The 21,918-nt window shown below is 76.3% G+C and carries 26 protein-coding genes; 10 read left to right on the top strand and 16 right to left on the bottom strand.

The window, feature by feature from the left end:
- Positions 1-34: 34 nt before the first annotated feature.
- Positions 35-1,087, bottom strand: coding sequence for a DUF4303 domain-containing protein (locus tag A2CP1_RS01075; protein ID WP_012631640.1), 1,053 nt, complete (start codon positions 1,085-1,087; stop codon positions 35-37).
- A 174-nt stretch (positions 1,088-1,261) separates the two neighbouring features.
- On the opposite strand from A2CP1_RS01075, the gene A2CP1_RS01070 reads away from it, so the two are divergent.
- The 3 genes from A2CP1_RS01070 (at position 1,262) to bfr (ending at position 2,389) form a co-directional block, all read left to right on the top strand.
- Positions 1,262-1,501 carry a hypothetical protein gene (locus tag A2CP1_RS01070; protein ID WP_041450412.1) on the top strand — a complete coding sequence of 80 codons (240 nt, stop codon included), beginning with the start codon at positions 1,262-1,264 and terminating at the stop codon, positions 1,499-1,501.
- Positions 1,498-1,710, top strand: a complete 213-nt coding sequence (locus tag A2CP1_RS01065) for a (2Fe-2S)-binding protein (RefSeq protein ID WP_012631638.1) — start codon at positions 1,498-1,500, stop codon at positions 1,708-1,710. Before A2CP1_RS01070 ends, A2CP1_RS01065 begins: the two co-directional genes overlap by 4 nt.
- A gap of 199 nt (positions 1,711-1,909) precedes the next feature.
- Positions 1,910-2,389 (top strand): bacterioferritin, encoded by a 480-nt coding sequence (gene bfr, locus A2CP1_RS01060; protein ID WP_012631637.1) that lies wholly within the window; start codon positions 1,910-1,912, stop codon positions 2,387-2,389.
- Between the two features lie 3 nt (positions 2,390-2,392).
- Here the strand turns inward: bfr and A2CP1_RS01055 are convergent, their stop codons facing one another.
- The 10 genes from A2CP1_RS01055 to A2CP1_RS01010 all read right to left on the bottom strand — a co-directional run bounded on the left by A2CP1_RS01055 (position 2,393) and on the right by A2CP1_RS01010 (position 11,002).
- Positions 2,393-3,397: a glycosyltransferase family 2 protein gene (locus tag A2CP1_RS01055; protein ID WP_012631636.1), complete on the bottom strand. Its 1,005-nt coding sequence runs from the start codon at positions 3,395-3,397 to the stop codon at positions 2,393-2,395.
- Between the two features lie 9 nt (positions 3,398-3,406).
- Entirely contained in the window at positions 3,407-3,877 is a 471-nt protein-coding gene (aroQ, locus tag A2CP1_RS01050; protein ID WP_012631635.1) for a type II 3-dehydroquinate dehydratase, read from the bottom strand.
- A complete protein-coding gene (locus tag A2CP1_RS01045) occupies positions 3,874-5,028 on the bottom strand; it encodes a 3-dehydroquinate synthase (RefSeq protein ID WP_012631634.1) in 1,155 nt (384 codons plus the stop codon). The genes aroQ and A2CP1_RS01045 overlap by 4 nt, the downstream gene beginning before the upstream one ends.
- Positions 5,025-5,513: a shikimate kinase gene (locus tag A2CP1_RS01040; protein WP_012631633.1), complete on the bottom strand. Its 489-nt coding sequence runs from the start codon at positions 5,511-5,513 to the stop codon at positions 5,025-5,027. Before A2CP1_RS01040 ends, A2CP1_RS01045 begins: the two co-directional genes overlap by 4 nt.
- Positions 5,494-6,639, bottom strand: a complete 1,146-nt coding sequence (gene aroC / locus A2CP1_RS01035) for a chorismate synthase (protein ID WP_012631632.1) — start codon at positions 6,637-6,639, stop codon at positions 5,494-5,496. The genes A2CP1_RS01040 and aroC overlap by 20 nt, the downstream gene beginning before the upstream one ends.
- The gene (locus A2CP1_RS01030) at positions 6,636-7,472 is read right to left on the bottom strand and encodes a shikimate dehydrogenase (NADP+) (RefSeq protein WP_012631631.1); all 837 of its coding nucleotides are present in this window, start codon (positions 7,470-7,472) and stop codon (positions 6,636-6,638) included. The genes aroC and A2CP1_RS01030 overlap by 4 nt, the downstream gene beginning before the upstream one ends.
- Positions 7,469-8,791, bottom strand: a complete 1,323-nt coding sequence (gene aroA, locus A2CP1_RS01025) for a 3-phosphoshikimate 1-carboxyvinyltransferase (RefSeq protein ID WP_012631630.1) — start codon at positions 8,789-8,791, stop codon at positions 7,469-7,471. Before aroA ends, A2CP1_RS01030 begins: the two co-directional genes overlap by 4 nt.
- A complete protein-coding gene (locus A2CP1_RS01020; RefSeq protein ID WP_012631629.1) occupies positions 8,788-9,654 on the bottom strand; it encodes a prephenate dehydrogenase in 867 nt (288 codons plus the stop codon). Before A2CP1_RS01020 ends, aroA begins: the two co-directional genes overlap by 4 nt.
- A 28-nt stretch (positions 9,655-9,682) precedes the next feature.
- Complete coding sequence (gene aroH / locus A2CP1_RS01015) at positions 9,683-10,036, bottom strand: chorismate mutase (protein ID WP_012524272.1); 354 nt, start codon at positions 10,034-10,036, stop codon at positions 9,683-9,685.
- Positions 10,037-10,108: 72 nt separating this feature from the next.
- The gene (locus tag A2CP1_RS01010; RefSeq protein ID WP_012631628.1) at positions 10,109-11,002 is read right to left on the bottom strand and encodes an HpcH/HpaI aldolase/citrate lyase family protein; all 894 of its coding nucleotides are present in this window, start codon (positions 11,000-11,002) and stop codon (positions 10,109-10,111) included.
- 106 nt (positions 11,003-11,108) lie between these two features.
- Here A2CP1_RS01010 and A2CP1_RS01005 point away from each other — a divergent pair, with 106 nt between their 5' ends.
- Positions 11,109-11,927 carry a hypothetical protein gene (locus A2CP1_RS01005; RefSeq protein WP_012631627.1) on the top strand — a complete coding sequence of 273 codons (819 nt, stop codon included), beginning with the start codon at positions 11,109-11,111 and terminating at the stop codon, positions 11,925-11,927.
- A gap of 16 nt (positions 11,928-11,943) precedes the next feature.
- Here the strand turns inward: A2CP1_RS01005 and A2CP1_RS01000 are convergent, their stop codons facing one another.
- On the bottom strand, positions 11,944-12,288 hold the full coding sequence (locus A2CP1_RS01000; RefSeq protein WP_012631626.1) for a histidine triad nucleotide-binding protein: 345 nt from the start codon (positions 12,286-12,288) through the stop codon (positions 11,944-11,946).
- A 12-nt stretch (positions 12,289-12,300) separates the two neighbouring features.
- A complete protein-coding gene (gene dtd, locus A2CP1_RS00995; RefSeq protein WP_174315299.1) occupies positions 12,301-12,750 on the bottom strand; it encodes a D-aminoacyl-tRNA deacylase in 450 nt (149 codons plus the stop codon).
- 155 nt (positions 12,751-12,905) lie between these two features.
- Here dtd and A2CP1_RS00990 point away from each other — a divergent pair, with 155 nt between their 5' ends.
- Both A2CP1_RS00990 and A2CP1_RS00985 read left to right on the top strand, forming a co-directional pair.
- Positions 12,906-13,952, top strand: a complete 1,047-nt coding sequence (locus tag A2CP1_RS00990) for an arginine N-succinyltransferase (RefSeq protein WP_012524267.1) — start codon at positions 12,906-12,908, stop codon at positions 13,950-13,952.
- 45 nt (positions 13,953-13,997) lie between these two features.
- Positions 13,998-14,795 (top strand): outer membrane protein OmpK, encoded by a 798-nt coding sequence (locus A2CP1_RS00985; RefSeq protein WP_012631624.1) that lies wholly within the window; start codon positions 13,998-14,000, stop codon positions 14,793-14,795.
- Between the two features lie 230 nt (positions 14,796-15,025).
- Here the strand turns inward: A2CP1_RS00985 and A2CP1_RS00980 are convergent, their stop codons facing one another.
- A complete protein-coding gene (locus tag A2CP1_RS00980; RefSeq protein WP_012631623.1) occupies positions 15,026-15,619 on the bottom strand; it encodes a class I SAM-dependent methyltransferase in 594 nt (197 codons plus the stop codon).
- 77 nt (positions 15,620-15,696) lie between these two features.
- On the opposite strand from A2CP1_RS00980, the gene A2CP1_RS00975 reads away from it, so the two are divergent.
- The 4 genes from A2CP1_RS00975 to A2CP1_RS00960 all read left to right on the top strand — a co-directional run bounded on the left by A2CP1_RS00975 (position 15,697) and on the right by A2CP1_RS00960 (position 19,958).
- On the top strand, positions 15,697-16,125 hold the full coding sequence (locus A2CP1_RS00975) for a hypothetical protein (RefSeq protein WP_012631622.1): 429 nt from the start codon (positions 15,697-15,699) through the stop codon (positions 16,123-16,125).
- Between the two features lie 184 nt (positions 16,126-16,309).
- Positions 16,310-17,464 carry a sensor histidine kinase gene (locus A2CP1_RS00970; RefSeq protein ID WP_012631621.1) on the top strand — a complete coding sequence of 385 codons (1,155 nt, stop codon included), beginning with the start codon at positions 16,310-16,312 and terminating at the stop codon, positions 17,462-17,464.
- 12 nt (positions 17,465-17,476) lie between these two features.
- Positions 17,477-19,342, top strand: a complete 1,866-nt coding sequence (locus tag A2CP1_RS00965; RefSeq protein ID WP_012631620.1) for a sulfatase-like hydrolase/transferase — start codon at positions 17,477-17,479, stop codon at positions 19,340-19,342.
- An 82-nt stretch (positions 19,343-19,424) separates the two neighbouring features.
- Positions 19,425-19,958 (top strand): hypothetical protein, encoded by a 534-nt coding sequence (locus A2CP1_RS00960; protein WP_012631619.1) that lies wholly within the window; start codon positions 19,425-19,427, stop codon positions 19,956-19,958.
- A gap of 22 nt (positions 19,959-19,980) precedes the next feature.
- Here A2CP1_RS00960 and argB read toward each other — a convergent pair whose 3' ends face one another.
- Positions 19,981-20,799: an acetylglutamate kinase gene (argB, locus tag A2CP1_RS00955; protein ID WP_012631618.1), complete on the bottom strand. Its 819-nt coding sequence runs from the start codon at positions 20,797-20,799 to the stop codon at positions 19,981-19,983.
- Complete coding sequence (argC, locus tag A2CP1_RS00950) at positions 20,796-21,860, bottom strand: N-acetyl-gamma-glutamyl-phosphate reductase (protein ID WP_012631617.1); 1,065 nt, start codon at positions 21,858-21,860, stop codon at positions 20,796-20,798. Before argC ends, argB begins: the two co-directional genes overlap by 4 nt.
- Positions 21,861-21,918: the final 58 nt, after the last annotated feature.

The following is a 21,918-nucleotide window of genomic DNA, read 5'->3' as shown; positions in this document are numbered from 1 at the left end:
GCGCGGAGGCGCACTATGCCACGGCGCGGGCAGGTCAAGGCCGCCGCAGCAGGAACGGCTCGGGGTTCGTCAGCTTGAAGGTGAGCGGGTCCATCTCGGACGGCGGGAAGCGGCGCGGGCGGAGCTCGTGGAGCACGCGGGCGGTGTTCTCGGCGAGGGTGGACGCGACCCGCAGGCGGCGGTCGCGCTCGGCGAAGTCGCCCACCAGCCGCTGCAGGCGCGCGATCTCCGCCTCCGCCACCATCCCGATGCGGCGCACCAGGAACAGCGCCGAGCCGGCCAGCCACACCTCGCGCGTCTCGAAGCCGCGGTTGTGGTCGATGGGCGCCGCGAAGCCGTAGTGCGCGAGGAGGTCGATGAGCGCCGGCACCACCTTCGGCCCGAAGCGCGCCAGCTCCTCCTCGACCTCCCACGGGCTCAGCCCCCGCGCCCGCGCCTCCTCGGCGATGGGGGTGCGCCACTCCATGTAGAGGTCCTCGTACAGCGCCAGCCAGATGCGCATCCGCTCGCGGCGCGGGGCGCGGTTCACGCAGCGGACGAACGGCGCGGCGGCGGTCTCGTGCAGGTGGCGCTCCGCCGTGGGCACCGGGTTGAGCACGCGGAGCCCGCGCCGGAAGAACGCCGGCGAGGCGTGGTCGCAGAGGATGTTCACGGTGAGGAAGGCGCGATCCGCGCCGCGGCCGAACAGCCCGGCCCGGTCCACCGCCTTCAGCGCGCCCACGAACGCGTCGTAGAGCGCCGGGTCCAGCGTCGACCGCCGGCCCTCCGGCGGCGGCACCGCCAGCCCGCGGACCTCCGGCGCGAAGTCGTGGTACTCCCAGTCCGGGGCCGACCAGCGCAGCAGGCGCCGCCCGGCCTCGCCCCGGAAGCGCGGGTCCAGCGCGGCGGCGGCGGCGGCGCGCCGGGTGAGCGCGTCCTCGGTGTTGGCCGAGGCGCGCACCCAGGCGAAGTCCCGCTCCCCGCTCGTGAACAGCGCGAAGCCGTACAGGGTCTCGGACCCGATGCGGGAGCGCAGCGCGTGCACCGCGTCGGCCGTCCGGCGGGTGAGATCGCGGCGGAAGGCGCCCAGGTCGAAGGAATCCGGCACGTTTCCGGGACCCTAGACCGTCCGGCCCCCGGCCCGCAACGCGCCGCCGGCGCGCCGGGCCGGGCGCCTCCCCGCCCGGCCGGCACGATTCCGGCCCCCGCTTGATGGGCGTCATGACGGCGGGCCGCGCCCATGATAGTGAGAGTCATTCTCAACATCATCTCCGGAGCCCCGGTGCACCCTCCCCGCGATCCCGCCCCCTCCTCCGCCACCCCCGAGCCGTCGTGCGCGCTCGTCTGCACGCGCTGCGGCGCGGTGGTGGCCATCGACCCCGATCTGCGCGCGCTCGCCGCCTCCGCCGCGTCCCGGAACGGCTTCGAGGTGCGCGCGCCGCGCCTGCGCCTGTTCGGCTGCTGCGCCGCCTGTCGCGCCGGCGCGGCCGGCCCGCTGCCGCGCGGGTGGGGCCGGGCATGATCGTCTGCCTGTGCTTCAACGTCTCCGACACGCTGGTCCGGCGGCGCGCGGCCGAGGGCGCCTCGCTCCGCCAGGTGATCGCCGAGACCGGCGCGGGCACCGCCTGCCGCTGCTGCGTGGCCGCCCTCGCCAAGGTGCACGCGGGCGGCGCCGCCGCCGCACCCCCCTGCGCCCGCGCCCAGCCGGCCGCGCGGCGCGACGCCGCCTGATCGTCGCGCCGCCGCCGCCGCTCGCGGGCGCGCTGGCCGGCGCGGAGACGGGCCGGAATCCGGCCATGGCGCTCGTGGCGGAGCGGCCGGAGGACGCCTCGGTGACGCTCAGTTGGGGCTCGCCCGAGCCACGCGCGCTCCCCGCCGCTAGGCTTCGGTGCGCCGGCCGGCGCCGGACCCGGACACGAACGGAGGAGCGATGAAGGGCGACGCCAAGGTCCTCGACGTGCTGAGCGAGGTCCTCATGAACGAGCTCACCGCCATCAACCAGTACTTCCTGCACGCCCGCATCTGCGAGAACTGGGGCTACGACCGGCTGTACGCGAAGTTCCGGGCCGAGTCGATCGACGAGATGAAGGACGCCGACCACCTGATCGAGCGCATCCTCTACCTCGAGGGCATGCCGAACGTTCAGAAGCTGTCGAAGGTCAACATCGGCGAGAACGTGCCCGAGATCCTGGCGGCGGACCTCGACCTCGAGAAGCACGCCATCGGCGCGCTCAACCGCGGCATCGAGACCTGCCGGAACGCCGGCGACAACGGCTCCGCCGACCTCCTCGAGGACATCCTGGAGGGCGAGGAGGAGCACGCGAACTGGCTCGAGACGCAGCTCACCGCCATCGACCAGATCGGCGTGCAGAACTACCTCACCGAGCAGCTCAAGAAGGACGGCGGGTAGCGCTCAGGCGACGCAGCGGAAGTCGGCCAGCTCCTCGAAGCCGGCGCGGGCCAGCTCGGCGCGGATGAGGTCGCGCGCGCCGGGCGCGCCCACCGCCACGAGCAGCGGCAGCCCGCGAAGCCGGCCCACCTCCTCGTACGAGACGACCCGTGCCCCGCGCACGGTGCGGCCGATCTTCCTGCGATCGACCTCGACGAACGCGGCGGTGGCGATCCCCTCGGCGCGGAGCGCGTCGGAGAAGGCACGGCCGGTCTCGCCGGCCCCCCACAGCGCCACCTCCCGCGCGCCGACGAGGACGTGGCGGGCGAGGTGTGCGCACTTCAGCGCCACGTGGCGGGCGAGCGCGTAGCGGGGGTCGGTGCGGGTGAGCCGCCCGGCCGACTCGCGCCAGGCGAGCACCGGGGCGGAGAGGTTGCCGAGCCGCCCGCCGGCGGCCGAGAGGCGCAGCCACAGGTCGTAATCCTCCGGGAACGGGCCGTCGCGCCAGCCGCCGGCGCGCTCCAGCGCGTCGCGCCGGATCGCGGCCGCGGGGTGGACGAGCGGCGCCTCCACCAGCAGGTCGCGCTCCACCAGCGCGGGCGTGACGAGCCCGTTCAGCCACGCCGCGTAGCGCGCCATGCCCGGGCGCACCGCCGCGCGCGGGAACAGCCGGACCCGTCCGCCGAGCGCCGCGAGCGACGGATCGGCGCGGAGCGCGTCGAGCTGGAGCGCGAGCCGGCGCGGGTGGGCCACGTCGTCCGCGTCCATCCGCGCCACCACCTCGGCGTCGCAGGCGGCGAGGCCCCGCTGCAGCGCCCCGGCGATCCCCTCGCCCGGCCCGCGCAGCAGGCGCACCCGCCGGTCGCGCGCCGCGAGCCGCTCCAGCACCTCGGCGGTGCCGTCGCGCGAGCCGTCGTCCACGCAGACGAGCGAGAGGTCGCGCTCGGTCTGGCGCAGGATCGACACGGCCGCCGCGCGCACGGTGCGGGCGGCGTCGCGCGCGGGGAGGAGGACGGCGACCCTGGGCACCGGCGCCGGCTACGGGCTCGGCTTCTTGCGGTCCGCCGCGACGCGCGGCTGCGCGCCGATCTCGGCGCAGAGCCACTCCGCCGCGAGCAGGTAGCCGCGGATCCCCAGGCCCACGATCTGCCCGCGGCAGGCCGGGGCGAGGACGCTCACGTGGCGGAACGCCTCGCGCTGGTGGATGTTGGAGATGTGCACCTCCACCGCCGGCGCGGGCATCGCCTTCAGGCAGTCGTGCAGCGCGTAGCTCGTGTGCGTGAGGGCCCCGGCGTTCAGGATGATCCCGCGCGCCTGCTTCCGGTGCTCCTGCAGGAAGTCGATGATCGCGCCCTCGTGGTTCGACTGGAACGCCTTCACCTCGACGTCCCAGGCCGCGCAGGCGTCGCGGACGAGCAGCTCCACGTCGCCGAGCGTGCTGCGCCCGTACACGTCCGGCTCGCGCTCGCCCAGCAGGTTCAGGTTCGGACCGTTGACGACCAGGATCATCGCGTCCTCCGCCCGGCGCGGCCGCCCGCCCGCGCCTCCGAGATCTCCGCCACCGCCGCCTCGACCGCCGCGGGCTCCGCCTCGACGTCCCACTCCACCCGCCAGCCGTCCTCAACGGCCGCCGGCAGCACCCAGCGCAGCCCGCCCGCCGCCCGCTTCTTGTCGTACGCCATCAGGCGCGCGGCGGCACGCGCGATCGCCGGCGGGACCCGGACCGGCAGCCCGGCCCCGGCGACCGCCGCCTCCACCCGCTCCACCGCCGCGCCGTCCACCCGGCCCATCCGCGCCGCCAGCCGGAACGCGAACGCGAGCCCCACCGCGACCGCCTCGCCGTGCGTGTACCGCGAGAACCGCCCGGCCGCCTCCACCCCGTGGCCGAAGGTGTGGCCCAGGTTGAGGAGCTTGCGGGGGCCGTGCTCGGTGGGATCCTCCGCCACCACGTCCACCTTCATGCGGGCGCAGGTGGCGATCACCGCCGGGTCCGGCGCGGCGGCGCCGAGCGCCGCGAACGCGTCGAGCAGCGCCGGCTGGAGCGCCCCGTACTTCAGCACCTCGCCGAGGCCGCTCGCGAGCTCGCGCCGCGGCAGGGTGCGGAGCGCGGCGGGATCCGCCAGCACCGCGTCGGGCGGGTGGAACGCGCCCACCGCGTTCTTCGCGGCCGGCAGGTTCACCGCGGTCTTGCCGCCGATGGCGGCGTCCACCATGGCGAGCAGCGTGGTGGGCACCGCCACCCAGGGCACGCCGCGCATGTACGTCGCGGCGAGGAAGCCGGCCGCGTCGCTCACCGCGCCGCCGCCCAGCGCCACCACCAGCGTCCGCCGCGTGGCGCCGGCGCGGAGCAGCTTCGCCGCGGCCCGCTCCAGCTCGGCGAGCGTCTTGCCTGCCTCGCCGTCGGGGAGCGCGTGCACGAGCGCGAGCGGCGCCTCCCGCCGCAGGCGGGCGAGCACGTCCTTTCCGAAGGGGATCGAGAGCACCCGGCGGCAGGAGACGAGCGCCACCGCGTCGTGCTCGTCGGCGAGCGCGGGCAGCGCCGCCGCCGCGCCGGCACCGACGCGCACCTCGTAGGCGTGGTCGCCCTGCCGCGCCGGGATGATCTCGGTGACCGCGGCGCCGGCCTCCTCGGCCGCGGCGGGCTTGCGGGTCCGGCTCATAGCGACTCCAGGACGCGCCGGGCCACCGCCTCGGGCGTCATCCCGTCCACGTGGACGGTGAGGTGGGCGCGCCGGTAGAGCGGCAGCCGGCGCGCGCGGAGCGCCTCCCAGCGCGCCGCGAGCGGGCGGGCCGGATCCTCGCCGATGCGGCGGGCGGCCTCCTGCGCCGAGACGTCGAGGAACACCACCCGCGCGGTGGCGAGCAGGCGCGCGGCGCCGTGCGGGTCGCAGAACGCGCCGCCGCCCAGGTCCGCCACCGCGCCCGGCGGCAGCGCGGCCACCGCGGCGCGCTCCAGCGCGCGGAAGCGCCCCTCGCCGTCCTCGGCGAACACCCGGGCGATGGGCTTGCCCGCCGCGCGCACGATCTCGTCGTCGAGCCGCACCAGCCGCCGGCCCAGCCAGCGCGCCAGCAGCGGGGCCACGGTGGACTTCCCCGAGCCCATCATCCCGGTGAGCGCCAGCGTCTCAGCGGATCCGAGCGGCATACGCCTCCACCGCCCGGCGCACGTCCTCGACGGCGTCGCCGCCGAACTTCTCCAGGAGCGCGTTCGCGAGCTCCCAGGCCACCACCGCCTCGCCCACCACCGCGGCGGCCGGCACCGCGCACACGTCGCTCCGCTCGTAGCGGGCCTGGGTGGCCGCGCGGGTGGCGAGGTCCACGGTGGCGAGCGGGTGGAGCATGGTGGGGATGGGCTTCATGTAGGCGCGCACGCGGAGCGGCATGCCGTCGGTCATGCCGCCCTCCAGCCCGCCGGCGCGGTTCGTGTCTCGCCAGAAGCCGCGGGCCGGGTCGTGGTGGATGGCGTCGTGGAACTCGTAGCCGGGGCGGCCCACCTGCGTGCCGTCGCCGATCTCCACGGCGCGGATGGCCTGCACGCCGCAGAGCGCGCCAGCCAGGCGCGCGTCGAGGCGGCGGTCCGGGTGCACGTGGCTGCCGACGCCGATGGGGAGCCCGGTGGCGTACACGTCGAAGGCGCCGCCGATGGAGCCGCCGCGCGCCTTCTCCGCGTCGATGAGCGCGCGCCACTCGGCGGCGAGCGCCTCGTCGTCCACGTGCAGGTCGGAGGCCTCGATGGCGTCGCGCTGCGCCGGGGTGGGCGGCGCGTCCGGCCGGATCTCGCGCGGGCCGATGGCCACCACCCGCGAGCACACCTCCACGCCCAGGGTCGAGAGCAGCGCCTTCGCGAGCGCGCCGAGCGCCACCGTGACCGCGGTGGACCGGGCGCTGGCCCGCTCCAGCACGTCGCGCGCGTCGTCGAGCCCGTACTTGAGCGCGCCGGCGAGATCGGCATGGCCGGGGCGGACCTGGGTGAACTTCTTGCCGCCGCGGGCGTACGGGGAGACGAGGTCCTTCCAGTTCTCGTGGTCCTTGTTCCAGACCGCGAGCGCGATGGGCGCGCCGGTGGTGAGCCCGCCGCGCAGCCCGGCCAGGAACTGCGCCGCGTCGGTCTCGATCTTCATGCGGCCGCCGCGGCCGTAGCCCTTCTGCCGGCGGCGCAGGTCCCGGTCCACCGCCTCGAAGTCCACCGCCAGCCCCGCCGGGAAGCCCTCGGCGATGGCGACCAGCGCCGGGCCGTGCGACTCGCCGGCGGTCAGGTACCGAAGTGTCATCGTGCTCCCTCGCGCGCCTCGAGCGCGCGGGCCATGTCCGCCTCGGGGGCGGGCTGGCCGGTCCAGATCGTGAACGCGAGCGCGCCCTGGCGCACCAGCACCTGCTCGCCGCTGACCAGCCGGGCGCCGGCCGCGCGCGCGGCGCGGGCGAGCTCGGTGTCCCCGTACACGAAGTCGAGCACCACCTGGGCGGCGCGGAACCGGAGCGGCGGCAGGCGGCCCTCGTGCCCGGGCAGCCCCACCGACGTGCCGTTCACCACCACGGCGGCGGCGTCCGCCTCGGCCTCCAGGTCCTCGAAGTCGGCGGCGGCCAGGTCGGCGCCGGGCACCGCGGCGGCGAGGTCGCGGCACAGCTCGGCGGCGGCCTCCTCGCGGCGCGCCGCCACCCGGACCTCCGTCCCGAGCTGGACGAGCGCCCAGGCCGCCGCGCGCGCCGCGCCGCCCGCGCCGACGAGCAGCGCCCGCGACCCGCGCACGACCCCGGCCGCCTCGAGCAGCGTGCGGCACGCGGGCGCGTCGGTGTTGAAGCCGTCCCAGCCGTCGCGGGTCCGGCGCAGCGTGTTCGCGGCGCCCACCGCGGTCGCCACCGGGTCGAGCGCGTGGCAGAGCGACGCCGCCCGCGGCTTGTGCGGCACGGTGACGTTCAGGCCCTGGAAGCCGAGCGCGTGCGCGCCGCGCAGCGCCTCGTCGATCCGCTCCGGCGCGACCGGCAGCGCCACGTAGACCGCGTCCACGCCCAGCCTCGCGAACGCCGCGTTCTGCATCTCCGGCGAGCGGCTGTGCGCCACCGGGTGGCCGACGACGCCGTAGAGCGCGGTCCGCCCGGTGATCACGGCGCGCCTCCGCCGGACGCCTGGCCGGACACCTGGTCGAGCAGCCGGAAGAAGCTCGGGAAGCTGGTCGCGACGCAGGCCACGTCGTCGAGCACCACCGGCTCCCCGCCGCAGAACAGCTGCGCGACCGCCATGGACATGGCGATGCGGTGATCCAGCCGGGTGCGGACCTCGACGCCGCGCAGCGGCGTGGGCCCGTCGATGGCGCAGCCGTCCTCGAACAGCTCGATGCGGGCGCCGGCGCGCGAGAGCGTCTCGCCCATGGCGGCGAGCCGGTCGGACTCCTTCACCCGGAGCTCCTTCGCGTCGCGGATCACGGTCCGGCCGCGCGCCTGCGTGGCCATCACCATCACCACCGGCAGCTCGTCGATGAGCCGGGGGATGGTCGCGCCGCGGATCTCGGTGCCCTCCAGGCGATCGGCGCGCACGGTCACGTCGGCGCGCGGCTCGCCCGCCACCTCGCGGAGGTTCGCGAGCCGCACGTCGGCGCCCATGGCCCGGAGCACGTCGAGCAGCCCGGTGCGCGTCTCGTTCACGCCCAGGTTGCGGACCGTCACCTCGGAGCCGGGGAGCGCCGCCGCGCCGCAGAGGAAGAACGCCGCCGAGGAGATGTCACCCGGCACGTCCACGCGCCCGCCGGCGGGCCGCGCTGCCGAGACCGACACCTCCAGGCCCGAGACCTTCACCGGCACGCCCATCCCGCGCAGCATGCGCTCGGTGTGATCGCGGCTCTTCTCCGGCTCGACCACCGTGGTCTCGCCCTCGGCGAACAGGCCGGCGAGCAGCAGCGCGCTCTTCACCTGCGCGCTCGCCACCGGGAGCAGGTGCCGCGCCCCGCGCAGCGCGCCCCCGCGGACGACCACCGGCGGCAGGCGATCGCCGTCGCGGGCGGACAGGTTCGCGCCCATCACCCGGAGCGGGTCGATCACCCGCCGCACCGGGCGGCGCCGCAGCGAGGCGTCGCCGGTGAGCACCGACAGGCCGGGCACGCCGGAGAGCACGCCGGTGAGCAGGCGCAGGCTCGTGCCGGAGTTGCCGCAGTCGATGACGTCCCCCGGCTCGCGCAGCGTCGCGGGCGGCGTCACCACCACCTCGGCGCCCTCCGTGCGCACCGTGGCGCCGAGCGCCTCCACCGCCCTGCGGGTGGAGTGGACGTCCTCGGCGTCGAGCAGCCCCGCGACGCGGGTCTCGCCGGTGGACAGCGCGCCGAAGAGCAGGCTCCGGTGCGAGATGGACTTGTCGCCGGGCACCTCGATGGCGCCGCGCAGCGGGCCGGCGCGCCGGCAGGTCAGGGGTCCGGAGGTCGGGGCAGCGCTCAAAACAGCTCCTCCCGTGCGGCGCGGGCCGCCTCGAGGGCCGAGCGCGCCGACTCCGGCGACTCGGCGATGGCGGCGAGGAGGCGGGCGAGGTGCCGCTCCAGCCGGCGCGCCGCCTCCGGCAGGTGGGCGTTGCGCCGGGCCACCTCGCCCTGGATGTCGAACGGGAACTCGGCCAGGCGCGTCGCGTCCTTGAGGCCGGGGCCGGCGAGGTGCATGGCGAGCGGGCCGGCCTCGCGCACCGCCACCGAGAGCGCCGAGGCGACGAGGTAGGGCAGGTGCGAGACCATCGCCACCGCCGCGTCGTGCTCGGCGGCGGTGCAGCGCTCGACCTTCGCGCCGAGCGCGAGGTGCAGCGCCGCCACCCGGTCCACCGCGCCCGGATCGCCGTCGGTGCAGATCGCCACCGTGCCGCCCGCCGACCACTTCTCCGCGGTGGCGCCGTCGTAGCCGCCGTGGCCGCCGAACATGGGGTGCGCACCCACGAAGGCGACGCCGGGGCGGACCCGCTCGCGCGCCAGCGTCACCACCCGCTCCTTCGCGCCGCCCACGTCGGTGAGCACCGCCCCGTCGGCGAGCAGGGCCGAGACCGGCGCGAGCAGCGCCTCGATGGTCGCGACCGGCGTGCACAGCACCACCACCCCGCAGCCGGCGAGCGCGGCGTCGGGCTCCGCGGACACCTGGTCGGCCACGCCGTCGGCGAGCGCCCGGGCGCGGACCTCGGCGCGCGGCTCCACCGCGGTGATGCGCACGCCCCGGTCCACCCGGCGGGCGGCGCGGGCGAGCGAGGCGCCCATGAGGCCCAGCCCCACCACGCCCAGGTGGCCCGGGAGCGCGGGGAGCGGCCTGTTCGTCGGGACGTTCACGCTCGCCTCCGCTCCCCGGCCGCGCCGGTCACGGCCGCACGTGGAGGTCGGGCCGGAGCGCCTGCGCGCCGCGCAGGTACACGTGGTTGCGCGGACCGTCGGAGTCCACGTGCAGCAGCACCCGGACGATCCGCGGCATCGAGCCGGGGACCGGGATCTCCTGCGAGCAGATCATCGGGACGGCGTTCCAGCCCTGCACGCGCGCGGCGCGCGCCGGGAAGTCGGCGTCGAGGTCATGGGTGACGGTGAAGATCGCCCATACGATCTGCTGCGGCTCGAGCTGGTTGCGCGAGGTGATCTCGCGGCACAGCTCCTTCACCGCATCCTCGATCGCCTCGACCGTGTTGGCCGAGCACTGGGTCGCGCCTCGAATGCCACGCATGGGAGTCGAACAGTGTAGGAAACGGGCGCGCGGGTGTCCACCCGCTTTCCGCCGGATCCACGCGCTCTTGGATCACCCGCCGTGCGGGTCCGGCCCGCCATGCCCGGCCGCGACGGCCTCGGCGAGCGCCACCGTCCGGCGCGCCGCCGCGACGTGCAGCGCCTCCACCAGGCGCCCGTCCACCACCGTGACGCCCAGCCCGGCCGCCTCGGCCTCGGCGTGCGCCGCGATCACCCGCCGCGCCCGCTCCAGCTCGGCGTCGTCCGGCGCGAAGGCGCGGTTCGCCGCCTCGAGCTGCTTCGGGTGGATGAGCGTCTTGCCGTCGAAGCCGAGGTCCCGCCCCTGCCGGCAGGCGGCCTCCAGCCCCGCCGCGTCCTCGAGGTCGAGGAACACGCCGTCGAGCGCGGCGAGCCCGTGGGCGCGCGCGGCGAGCAGGACGAGCGACAGGCTGGTGAGGACCTCGGCGCGGCCGGCGGTGTGGCGCGCGCCCAGGTCCTTCACGAGGTCGCTCGTGCCGGCCACCAGGCACGCCACCCTCGGCGACGCGCCGGCGATCTCGTCGGCCGCCAGCACGCCGCGCGGGGTCTCGACCATGCACCAGAGCGCGAGGCCGGCCGGCGCGTGGCCGGCCGCGAGCGCCTGCACCGCGGCGTGCACCTCGGCGGCGCGCTCCACCTTCGGCAGGCAGATCGCGTCGGCGCCGGCGCGGGCCAGCGCCGCCAGATCGGCCGCGCCCCACGGCGTCCCGAGCCCGTTCACGCGCACCACGCGCTCGCGCCGGCCGAAGCCGCCCTGCGCCAGCGCGGCCACCACCTGCGCGCGGGCGGCGTCCTTGGCGGCGGGCGCCACCGCGTCCTCCAGGTCGAGGAGGAGCGCGTCGGCGGGGAGCGTGCGCGCCTTCTCGAGGGCGCGCGCGTTGGAGCCGGGCAGGTACAGGGCGCTGCGGCGGGGGCGGACGACGGGCATCGAGGGCTCCTCGGCGGGACGAACGAGGCGAGCGTGCCAGAGCGGGCCGCCCCGCGGAAGCGGGGATGCGGTTGTCGCCCCCGCCCGCCGTCACGATCCTGGAGGCATGACGGCGCTCCCGGCCATCGCGCTCGGGCTCGGCCTCGCGCTCGGGCAGGCGGCGCCGGAGCGGGGTGGCGACGCGGGGCAGGCCGCCTCGCCCGCTCCGCCGGCTGCGTCCGCGGCGCAGGGGACGGCGCCGCCGGCGGCGGGCCCGCGGCCGCGCGAGGCGACCGAGGAGCCGGGCGCTGGCGGGAGCCGCGACGCGCAGCGCCGGCTCGACGCGCCGGCCCGCGACGACGCGGCGGCCCAGCCGGACCCCGCCGCCGCGGCGGCCCAGGCCGAGCCCGCCGCCGACGCGGCCCAGGCCGAGCGCGCCGCCGCCGCGGCGCAGGCCGAGCTGGACCAGCTCCGGACACAGGTGGAGGCGCTGCGGGCCGAGGTCGAGGCGCTGCGCGCGTCCGGCGCCGAGGCGGACGCGCACACCGCCGCGGTGGAGCAGGAGCTGGCCGAGGCGCGGGCCCGGCGTGCCGCCGAGGCCGACGCCGCCGCCCGCTCCCCGGCGGAGCGCGCGCAGGCGACCGGCGGGGCGCTGCAGCGCATGGACGGCGCGCTGCGCGCGCTCGCGGCGGGAGACGCGAGCGGGGTGGACGCGGCGCTGGCCGGGGACGCGGCCGCGCTCGAGGCGGCGCGGGCCGAGGCCGGCCGGCGCGGCTCGGCGGAGGAGGCGGCACAGGCGGAGGCCGGCGCGCGCAGCCTGGCCGCGGCGCGGGAGGCGCTCGCGCGCGGCGACCTGTACCAGGCGCGGCTCCTGCTCGCGAACGCCGCGCGCTCCGCGGCCGCGGCGAACCGGCTGGCGCGCCAGGGCGCGGCGCCGGCGCCTTGACGCAACGTGAACGCGCCTACCCGGGCGGCCAGCCCATGCGGCGGCCGCCCAGCAGGTGCAGGTGCACGTGGAACACGGTCTGGCCGGCGTCGCCGTGCGTGTTCACGACCGCGCGCCAGCCGGAGCCGTCGATCCCGCGCTCCTTCGCGAGCGCCGCCGCCACCCGGTACAGCTTCCCCATGAGCGCCTCGTCCTCGGGGGCGAGGTCGTTCGCGGTGGGGATGTGCTTGCGCGGGATGACGAGCAGGTGCGTGGGCGCCTGCGGGTTGATGTCCACGAACGCCACCGTGTCGGCGTCCTGGTGCACCAGCTTGGCGGGGATCTCGCCCCGCACGATCCTGCAGAACAGGCAGTCGCTCATCGGTCGCCCTCTCTAGAACAGCCGCCGCGAGTCGAGCAGGATGGTGACCGGACCGTCGTTCACCAGCTCGACCTCCATCTCGGCGCGGAACACCCCGGTCTCGACGCGCAGCCCCTTCTCGCGGAGCATCCCGCACACCGACTCGTAGAGCGCGTTCGCCGCCTCGGGCGGCGCCGCGTCGCTGAAGCCGGGCCGGTTCCCCCGGCGCGCGTCGCCGAGCAGCGTGAACTGCGACACGACCAGCACCGCGCCGCCCACCTCGGCGACGGCCAGGTTCATCTTGCCGGCCGCGTCCTCGAAGATCCGCAGGGCCGCGATCTTGTCGGCGAGCAGCCGCGCGTCCGGGGCGCCGTCGTCGCGCGCCACGCCCAGCAGGACGAGCAGCCCGCGCCCGATCGCGCCGGTGGCCGCGCCGCCCACCCGCACCTCGGCCCTCGAGACCCGCTGGATCACCGCCCGCACGCGTCCTTCCATGGCACGCGCCGGCCCGGCTTTCAACGCCGGAGCGCCGCGCTGCGGCGGGCGGCGGGCGCCTCCCCGGGGCCCGTTGCGCTCCGTGACAGGCCCCTGGCCCCGTGCTAGACCCGGGCCCGCCTCCAGCCACGGATCCGGTCCGCATGCTGCTCCTCAGGGACGCCCAGAAGACGGACCTCGCGGGGCTCGCCGCCCTGGCGAAGGTGCTGAACACGGTCAACCTCCCCTACGACGAGCGCGCGCTCTCGGGGATCGTCGATCGCTCGGTGCGGAGCTTCGCCGGGAAGATCCGCGATCCGCTGGAGCGGGCCTACGTGTTCGTGGCGGAGGAGCCGCGCACGAGGCGGATCGTCGGCACCTCGATGATCATCGCGCAGCACGGCACGCGCGAGTCGCCCTGCACGTTCTTCGACGTCTCCGAGCGCGAGCACTACTCGTCCACCATCGACCGGCACTTCAAGCACCAGGTCCTCTCCATCGGCTACCACTTCGACGGCCCCACCGAGATCGGCGGCCTGGTGGTGCACCCGGGCCTGCGCGGCGGGGAAGCGCGCGCCGGCAAGCAGCTCGCGTTCGTGCGCTTCCTCTACATGGCCATGTTCCGCGACCGCTTCCGCGAGCGCGTCCTCGCCGAGCTCATGCCGCCGCTCACGAAGGACGGCCGCAGCCTGTTCTGGGAGGCGTTCGGCAAGCGCTTCACCGACCTCGACTACCAGGAGGCCGACAAGAAGAGCCGCGAGAACAAGGAGTTCATCCAGCAGCTCTTCCCGCCCTCCGACGTGTACGCGACGCTGTTCCCGCCGGCGGTCCGCCGCCTGCTCGGGAAGGTCGGTCCCGACACCGAGCCGGTCCGGCGGATGCTCGAGAAGATCGGCTTCCGCTACGTCGACCGCATCGACCCGTTCGACGGCGGCCCGCACTACGAGGCGACGCTCGCGGACATCACGCTCGTGCGCGCCTACCGCCGCGCCCGCCTCGCGCCCGAGCCGCTCGACGGCGAGCTGCACGGCGGCGAGGACTGCCTGATCGCGGTGACCCGCGGCGAGGGTCGGACCCGCTTTCGGGCGGTGCGCACCGGCGCGCGGCTGGATGGGACGAACGTCTGGATTCCCCAGCGCGCACGCGAGGTTCTGGATGGGCGGCCGGGCGAGCGGGTGCACGTCGTCCCGTTCGACGGCGGGGCGCGCTGAGAAGCCCCTTCCGGTCTGCCCTTTGAGTGGGCTAGAAGGCGCGGCATGACCCTTCGCAGCCTCCTCCGTGCCTCGTTCCTGCTCGCCCTCGTCGCCGCGGCTCCGGCGGCGCGCGCGGGCGGCTTCTCCACCACCAACGTCCAGCTCCTCCAGGGCTGGAACTTCGACAAGGCGATCGACACCTCGTTCGCCGGCAAGCTGAAGGACGGCACCAAGACCACGCTGACGCTGAACCACTTCTCGACGTGGGAGTACGGCGACAACTTCGCGTTCTTCGACCTGTCGCGCGGCCGCTTCGAGGCCGACGACTCGCAGTGGACCGACGCCTACGTCGAGTGGCACCCGCGCCTGTTCGTGAACCAGCTCCTCGGCCAGAAGGAGCCGCTGTTCGGCGTCATCCGGAACTGGGGCTTCGCGGGCGAGGTGAACCAGGGCGCCGGCTTCTACGCGTACATGGGCGGCCTCGGCCTCGACTTCGCCGTGCCGGCCGGCTGGGTGCTCGGCCTGAACACGTACTACCGCTACGACAACTTCAACCGGCACGGCTGGCAGGTGTCGCCGTTCTGGACGGTGCCGTTCGCGGTCGGCAAGGTGCCGTTCCTGTTCACCGGCTTCATCGACGTGAACGGCCTCAAGGACGAGGGCGGCTTCTACACCGGGTCGGACAACGGCGTGGAGATCTGGTCGCAGCCGCAGCTGCTCGTGGACGCGCTCGCGCCGTTCGGCGGCAAGGCCGGCAAGCTGTACGTCGGCGTCGAGTGGTGGCTGCACTACTACAGCCTGGGCTCGTTCGAGGAGACCACCTCGGCGCCGCAGGCGATGGTGCAGTGGACGGTGTTCTGATCTGACGGGGACTGCGTCCCCGCCCCGCCGCCCTGAGCTTGCCGAAGGGCGTCGGGGCCCCACCCCTGCTCCGCGGGGCCCGTGACCGCTCGCGCCCGCATGCGCGGGCGCGCGAGCGGTCCCCGCGGGGAGGGGTTCCACCCCTCCCCAGCCTGCGGCTGGGGCCCCTCCCCGGTAGCGACTTCCGGTGAACGGCCGCGCTCCTGCGAGGGGGCGCGGCCGCTCCGTTCCTAGATCCGTACCAGCGTGGCGAGCCAGGCGCGCGCCGGGTCGGCGCCGAGCCGCTCGAAGCGCGCCTCGCGGAGCCGGGTCAGCGCGAAGATCGACCGGAACGCGTCGCGGACGTCGGACTCCGAGATCCGGCGCGGGCCGGGGCCCGGCGGCTCCTCGTCGGAGAAGCAGAGCAGGTGCAGCGTCGAGCCGGGCGAGAGCACCTCGGTGAGCGACTGCGCGTAGGTCCGCCGGTCGGCGCGATCGAACACGTGGAACAGGCCGCAGTCCACCGCGGTCTCGAAGCGCCGGTGGAGCGCCTTCAGGTCGAGCGCGTCCGCCACCAGGAACGGCACCTGCAGCCCGCGCGCGGCCGCCTTCTCGAGGGCGCGCGCGATGGCGGTGGGCGAGCCGTCCACGCCTAGGACGCGCTTGCCGAGCGCGGCGAGGTGGAGCGCGTTCTCGCCGGTGCCGCAGCCCACGTCGAGCACGTCGCCGACGATCTCGCCGGCCTCCGCGAGCGCCACCAGCTCGGCCTGCGGACGCCCGATGTCCCAGGGCGGCGTGCCCTCCCGGTAGCGATCGTCGAACACGCGGCGCTGCGAGTCGGCCATGGCATCCTCCGGCGCCGCCGCGGGCGGCGCGCACCCCTTCTTGTCCCGCGCCCGCCCCGGGCGCAAGATCGCCCCGCATGCCGTTCGAGCCCGCCTTCATGTCCCGCCTCGAGGCGTTCCAGGCCGAGCTGGCCGAGGTCCGCGCGCCCGCCGGGTGGATGGCGTTCCGCGCGCGCTGGTTCACCGACCTCCCCTGGCCCCGGCGCACCCCCGAGGCGCTCGCCGCCGCGCGCGGCGACGGCGCGCCCTGGGTGGTCGCGGGGCGCACCTTCCGCCGCGCGCCGCTGCCCGACGACCTCACGCCCGAGGCGAGGTACGCCTACTTCTCCGCGCTGGCGCGCGGCTTCGCGGCGATGTACCCGCACGACGCCCCCGGCACCGGTGGCTCGGCCGTGCGCCACCACTGCCCCGCCTGCGAGCTGTTCTCCGACGAGCCGGGCGATCCCACCTGCCCCGGCTGCGGTCGCCCGCTGCTCGCGATGCGGCTCGCCCCGCCCGCTCGCTGACGGCCGATCCACGAGCGCCGACGCGCGCCCCGCTCTCGCGCCCGAGCGGGCGAGCGCGCGTCCGCGCCGCGGCTTCCTCGTGCGGGCGCCGACCCGCGGGGGCAATTCCGCTCCCGGCTCCAGGGAGTATCCTGCCGCCCGCTCTTGTCGAGCCGTGCGACCGCGCGGGCTCGAGGTGACCCCGATGATCAGCAGCGCAGCGAGCCGGGGCCCGGTGCGGCCGGAGACGGTCGAGCCGGGGCGGGGGAACGGCGAGGACGGCGAGGCCGTCCCCGGAAGACAGATCACCACCCCGCGCGCCGTGGCGGCGGCGGTGCGCCCGGAGGCGTGGCCGGCGCTCGCCATGTTCGGCCTGTGCGCCCTGCTCGCGGCCGAGACGGCGCTGCTCGCCGCGTTCGGCCTGGGCGGGGGCGAGGCGCTCCTGCCGGGCGGCGACCACGACGGCGTGCTGTTCGGGGCCTCGCTCGCGGCGGCGGTGCTGGGCGGCGCGCTCGCCTCGGTGACGCTGGTCCGCGCGATCCGCGCCTCGCGGGCCGACCGCGACGGGCGCGCCCAGGCCGAGGCGGCGCTGCGCGCCCGCGACGAGTTCCTCGGCCTCGCCGCCCACGAGCTGAAGACGCCGCTCACCGCGCTGTTCCTGGAGCTGGGCGCCGCCGGGCGCGAGGCCACTCGCCGCGGCGACGAGCCCGTGCAGGGCCACCTCGCGCGCGCCGACCGCGCCGCGCGACGGCTCGCCGAGCTGGTCTCGCGGCTGCTCGTGGACGCGCGCGCCGCCGCGGAGCCGCTCGCGCTCGAGGAGGTGGAGCTCGGATCGCTCGCGAACGACGCGGTGGACGCGCGCCGCGAGCTGTTCGATCGCGCCCGCTGCGACGTCACGGTGCGCGCCGAGGGCCCGGTGAGCGGGCGCTGGGATCGCACGCGGGTCGATCGCGCGCTCGCCAGCCTGCTCGCGAACGCCGCCAAGTACGGCCAGGGGCGCCCGATCGAGGTGACGGTCCGCGCCGAGGGGGCCCAGGCCCGGCTCTCGGTGCGCGACCACGGCATCGGCATCCCGCCGGAGCGGCGCGCCGCCATCTTCGACCGCTACGCGCGCGCGGTGTCGGCCCGCCACTACGGCGGCCTCGGGCTCGGCCTGTGGATCGCGCGTCGCGAGGCGCTCGCGCTCGGCGGCACGGTCACGGTGGAGAGCCGGCCCGGCCACGGCGCCGAGTTCACGCTGCGGCTGCCCGCCGGCGCGGCGCCGCCGCTGCGCCGCCTCCCCCGGGCGGCGGGGGGCGCGCTGGCCCGGGCGCCGGCGCGGGCGCTGCGCTGGCTGGCGTGGCGCAGCCGCCGGTGCTAGGTTCCGCGCCCGATGCTCCTGCACCCCGCTGGCGCGCCGCGGGGGGGCCCGTCCGGCCTCAGGTTCCCGGCGTTCCTCTGGGCGCTCCTCCACGTCCCCGTCTTCCTCGCGCTCTACGCGACGTCCATCGGGCAGGCCGTCCAGGCCACGCCCGCGCCGTACCGCGCCTGGCTCTGGCCCACCTTCGTCCCGCAGGCGCTGCTGCTCGCGCTGGTGGCGTTCGCGCTGGCGCTGCCGTTCTCGCTCGCCCCGCGCGCCTACCGCTTCGCGGTGGGGGCCGCGGCCGGGCTGCTCACCGGCGGGCTGGCGGTGGACGCGAAGGTGCTGCAGTCGGTCGGCTTCCACCTGAACGGCTTCTTCCTGCGGGTCATGCTGCAGCCGAACGCGCTCCGCGAGACCGGCGTGCCGCTCTCCGACGTGCTCCTGTTCCTCGGGGGCGCGCTCGCGCTGGTGGCGGTGGACGTCCTCGCCGGCGCCTGGTTCGTGCGCCGGTTCGCGGCCCCGGCGCGCCGCGCCTGGCCCTGGGCGCTCGCGCTCCTGCTGCTCTCGGCGGCGGAGCGGGTCTACGGCGGCGGGCTCACCTACTTCGCCGGGTCGTCGGTGTTCGCCGCCTCGACCACCCTGCCGCTCCAGGTGCCCATCCGCATGCAGGGCCTGGCGCGCTCGGTGTTCGGCGACCGCACCAACGATCCGTTCGAGGGCGCGAACGCCTCGAAGCGCCTGCCGGCCGGCGTGGACCCCGCCGAGCTCCGCTTCGAGCACCGGCCCGACGTCCTGTTCGTGGTGGCGGAGAGCCTGCCGGCCGAGCACCTCGACGCGCGCACCATGCCGCGGCTCTGGGCGCGCGCCGAGCACGGCGCGCGGTTCACCCGGCACTACGCCGCCGCCAGCTCCACCAACTACACGCTCTTCTCGCTCGTGTACGGGCTGCAGGCGCAGAAGCTCGAGGCGGTGGTCGGCGCCGGGCGCCAGCCGACGCTGTTCCCGGCGCTGACCGAGAACGGCTACCAGGTGAAGGTGAGCGCGGCCTCCTGCGTGGACTGGATGGACCTGCAGAAGACCGTGTTCGGCGGGGTGTCCGATCTCGAGACCTGGTGCGACGGCAACGACCCGTCCACCCGCGACGCCCAGATGCTGAAGAGCGCCCGCGCCTTCACGGCGCGGGCCGACCCGGCGCGCCCGGTGTTCCTGTTCCTCTTCTTCTTCGGCACCCACTTCAACTACTTCCACGATCCCGAGGACCAGGTGTTCGCGCCGGCCTGGGACGGCGCCGGCGGCCTGAAGGCCACCCGCGCGCCGGGCGTGGAGATCGAGCACCGCGCCCGCAACGCGGCGCACGCGCTCGACCGCGCGCTGGACGCGTTCCTCGACGACTTCACGCGGACCCGCGGGCGCGAGCCGCTCGTCGTCTTCACCGGCGACCACGGCGAGGAGTTCCGGCAGAAGGGGCACCTCGGCCACGGCTCGGCGGTGACCGACGAGCAGATCCACGTGCCCGCGGTGTGGCTCGGGCCGGGCGTGCCGGCCGGCGTGCGCGACGCGGTCACCAGCCACGTGGACGTGGTGCCGACGCTGTTCTCGCTGCTCGGCGAGCGCCACCCGGCCTCGCTGTACGCCGACGGCCTCTCCATGTTCGAGGCGCCCGAGGATCGCTTCGTGGTCTCGACGGTGGGCTGGGAGCCGCGCTACGCCGCCATCGGCAAGGACCTGAAGGTCACGATGTACGCCGGCATGGGTGGCGCGCAGATCACCGACCCCGACGACCGGCCGCTCCCCGACGGGCCGGCCCGGATGGCCCGGCAGGCCGGCCGGATCCTGCGCGCGCTCCGGGGCGAGGCCGAGCCCGCCCCCCGCGCCGCCGCCGCGCCGGCGCCCTGAACGGTCGCGCGCACACCCGCGCGCACACGCGTCGCCGGCCGCCGCCTCGACGGACGCTCCGGGCCCATGCTCTGCTCCGGGCATGCGCCGGCTCGCCCTCGCCGCCCTGGCCCTGTCGCTCGCGTCCGCCTGCGCCTCGCGCGAGGCGCTGTGGCGCTACCGCGAGGAGGGCACGTTCGGCGACGGCGCCCCGCCGCTCCACGCCGAGCCCATCGGCGGCGGCGCCGAGTACCGGCTCGTGTCGGCCTCGCTCGGTGAGGCGGACCTGTCGCTGGAGCGCAGCGTGGCGGCGCTCGGCGACGCGCCGGTGCGGGTGGACCTGGGGCGGGTGCGCCTGCGCTCGGCGAGCGGCGAGGAGCTGCCGCTGGTGCGCGCCTGCCTGCTGGAGGCGACCCCGCGCTGCGCCGCGGGCGGCGCCTCGCGCGGCTTCGTGGCCACGCTCTCGCCCGGCGAGGTGATCCGGTTCCGCGCCGACTTCGGCCCGGTGGACGTCCTCGGCCCGGACCGGGCGCCGAACCCCGAGGTGCTGAAGGTGACGCTCGCCGAGGAGGGTGTGTACGTGGGCGGCCGGCTCCAGCCGGTCACGGTGGTGCTGGAGAAGGTGCCGGCGCGCTAGGCGAGGGAGGCGGGGCCCCGCGCTAGTCCGCCACGAGCACCGTGCCCGCCGACCCGGGCTCGAGCAGCGCCGCCTCGAGATCGCCGGGCGCGAGCTTCCCCAGGATCACGACCGACCTCGCGCCGCCGCGCAGCACCTCGAACGACTCCTCCAGCTTCGGGATCATGCCGCCGGAGATGGTGCCGTCCGCCACCAGCCGCTCGAACTCGGCGCGGGTGATGCGCGGGATGCGGCTCGAGGGATCCTTCACGTCGCGGAGCACGCCCGGGGTGGAGGTGACGAGCACGAGCGCGTCGGCGCGGAGCGCGCCGGCGAGCTGGCTCGCCACCGTGTCGCCGTTGATGTTGAGCGCCTGGCCGGCGTCGTCGCAGCCCAGGCACGCCAGCACCGGCACGTAGCGCCGCTCGAACAGGTCGCCGAGGAGCGGCAGGTTGAACCCGACCACGTCGCCCACCAGGCCGAGGTCCACCGGCTCCGGCCCGGCGCCCTGCATCACCCGCGGCGGCCGGCGGGTGGCCTGGATGGCGTGGCCGCTCGCGCCGTGCAGCCCCACCGGCATGACGCCGTTCGCGAGCAGCCGGCCGCACAGATCGACGTTGAGCCGCCCGGCCACCACGTACTTCATCACCTCGAGGGTGGCCTCGTCGGTGAACCGCCGGCCCGCCACCATGCGCGTCTCGAGGCCGAGCCGCTTCTGCAGCGCGGTCGCCTGCGGGCCGCCGCCGTGGACGATGGCGACCCGGTTCCAGCCGTCGACGAGCGTGCGCAGGTCGCGCGCGACCAGGTCGAGCTCCGGGGAGTGGACGATCTCGCCGCCGAGCTTGAGGACGATGGTCTTCATGGAGGCCAGGGGCCGGGGTCGGCGAGCGAGGCCTTCTCGTCGAGCCCGAGCACGAGGTTCATGTTCTGGATGGCCTGGCCTGCCCCGCCCTTCACCAGGTTGTCGGTCGCGCCGAACAGGGTGACGGTGCGCCGCCCGCGGAGCGCCGACCCCACCGCCACGCCCACCTCGGCGTAGTTCGAGCCGGACACCGCCGCGACCTCCGGCAGCCGCTTGCGCGGGACGCGCACGAACGGCTCGCCCGCGTACGCCTCGCGGTAGAGCCGGTCGAGCCGGTCCTGCGTCCATTGCTCCGGCAGCTCCAGGAACGCGGTGGCGAGGATGCCGCGGGAGAGCGGCGCCGACACCGGCACGAAGCGCAGCGCGAGGTCGCGCGCGCCCGCGGCGGCGAGCGTCTCGGTGATCTCCGGGACGTGCTGGTGCTCGAGCGGCTTGTAGGTCTTGAGATTTCCGGCGCGGACCGGGTGGTGCGTGCCGGCCGAGGGCGCCACCCCCGAGCCGGAGGATCCGGTGATGCCCTGCACGTGGACCACGCCCTCGAGCAGCCCGGCGCGCGCGAGCGGCAGGAGCGCGAGCTCGATGGTGGTGGCGAAGCAGCCCGGCGAGGCGACGAAGCGCGCGGACCGGATGCGCTCCCGGTTCAGCTCGGGCAGGCCGTAGACGAAGTCGGCCAGCCGATCCGGGCAGGGGTGGACGTGCTTGTACCAGCGCTCGTACGCGGCGGCGTCCTTCAGCCGGAAGTCGCCGCTCATGTCCACGACCTTCACGCCCGGCAGCGCGGCGAGCTCCGGCACCTTCGAGGCCGCCACCGTGTGCGGCAGGCCGAGCAGGACCACGTCCATGCCCGCGGCGGCCTGCGCCGGGGGGATGCCCTCGAACGTGAGGTCGGTGACCGCCTCCAGCGCGGGATCGGCGGCCGAGAGCGGCTCGCCCACGAAGTCGATGGACGCGACGCGGACCAGCTCCACGTCGGGGTGGACGAGGAGCCGGCGGATCATCTCCGCTCCGCCGTAGCCCGAGCCGCCGATGACCGCGGCCTTGAAGCGCTTGCCGGTCGCCATGCGCCGCCCTTATACCGGGAGCGCCCTCGCCCGGCCAGCGCCGACGCGCCGCCCGCGC

The organism is Anaeromyxobacter dehalogenans 2CP-1, from assembly GCF_000022145.1.
Taxonomy (GTDB): domain Bacteria; phylum Myxococcota; class Myxococcia; order Myxococcales; family Anaeromyxobacteraceae; genus Anaeromyxobacter; species Anaeromyxobacter dehalogenans.
Note: the sequence above shows the minus strand (reverse complement) of the source record. Positions and strands in the feature narration are given on the sequence as shown.

Bases quoted from the DNA above. Each gene is read 5' to 3' on its own strand.
- A2CP1_RS00975 (WP_012631622.1), top strand. From the start codon at position 15,697: ATGCCGTTCGAGCCCGCCTTCATGTCCCGCCTCGAGGCGTTCCAGGCC.
- aroC (WP_012631632.1), bottom strand. From the start codon at position 6,639: ATGACACTTCGGTACCTGACCGCCGGCGAGTCGCACGGCCCGGCGCTG.
- A2CP1_RS00960 (WP_012631619.1), top strand. From the start codon at position 19,425: ATGCGCCGGCTCGCCCTCGCCGCCCTGGCCCTGTCGCTCGCGTCCGCC.
- bfr (WP_012631637.1), top strand. From the start codon at position 1,910: ATGAAGGGCGACGCCAAGGTCCTCGACGTGCTGAGCGAGGTCCTCATG.
- aroH (WP_012524272.1), bottom strand. From the start codon at position 10,036: ATGCGTGGCATTCGAGGCGCGACCCAGTGCTCGGCCAACACGGTCGAG.
- aroQ (WP_012631635.1), bottom strand. From the start codon at position 3,877: ATGATCCTGGTCGTCAACGGTCCGAACCTGAACCTGCTGGGCGAGCGC.
- argB (WP_012631618.1), bottom strand. From the start codon at position 20,799: ATGAAGACCATCGTCCTCAAGCTCGGCGGCGAGATCGTCCACTCCCCG.
- A2CP1_RS01000 (WP_012631626.1), bottom strand. From the start codon at position 12,288: ATGAGCGACTGCCTGTTCTGCAGGATCGTGCGGGGCGAGATCCCCGCC.
- argC (WP_012631617.1), bottom strand. From the start codon at position 21,860: ATGGCGACCGGCAAGCGCTTCAAGGCCGCGGTCATCGGCGGCTCGGGC.
- A2CP1_RS00980 (WP_012631623.1), bottom strand. From the start codon at position 15,619: ATGGCCGACTCGCAGCGCCGCGTGTTCGACGATCGCTACCGGGAGGGC.
- A2CP1_RS01005 (WP_012631627.1), top strand. From the start codon at position 11,109: ATGACGGCGCTCCCGGCCATCGCGCTCGGGCTCGGCCTCGCGCTCGGG.
- A2CP1_RS00970 (WP_012631621.1), top strand. From the start codon at position 16,310: ATGATCAGCAGCGCAGCGAGCCGGGGCCCGGTGCGGCCGGAGACGGTC.
- A2CP1_RS01045 (WP_012631634.1), bottom strand. From the start codon at position 5,028: ATGAGCCGGACCCGCAAGCCCGCCGCGGCCGAGGAGGCCGGCGCCGCG.
- A2CP1_RS01040 (WP_012631633.1), bottom strand. From the start codon at position 5,513: ATGCCGCTCGGATCCGCTGAGACGCTGGCGCTCACCGGGATGATGGGC.
- A2CP1_RS01065 (WP_012631638.1), top strand. From the start codon at position 1,498: ATGATCGTCTGCCTGTGCTTCAACGTCTCCGACACGCTGGTCCGGCGG.
- A2CP1_RS01010 (WP_012631628.1), bottom strand. From the start codon at position 11,002: ATGCCCGTCGTCCGCCCCCGCCGCAGCGCCCTGTACCTGCCCGGCTCC.
- A2CP1_RS00985 (WP_012631624.1), top strand. From the start codon at position 13,998: ATGACCCTTCGCAGCCTCCTCCGTGCCTCGTTCCTGCTCGCCCTCGTC.
- A2CP1_RS00990 (WP_012524267.1), top strand. From the start codon at position 12,906: ATGCTGCTCCTCAGGGACGCCCAGAAGACGGACCTCGCGGGGCTCGCC.
- A2CP1_RS00965 (WP_012631620.1), top strand. From the start codon at position 17,477: ATGCTCCTGCACCCCGCTGGCGCGCCGCGGGGGGGCCCGTCCGGCCTC.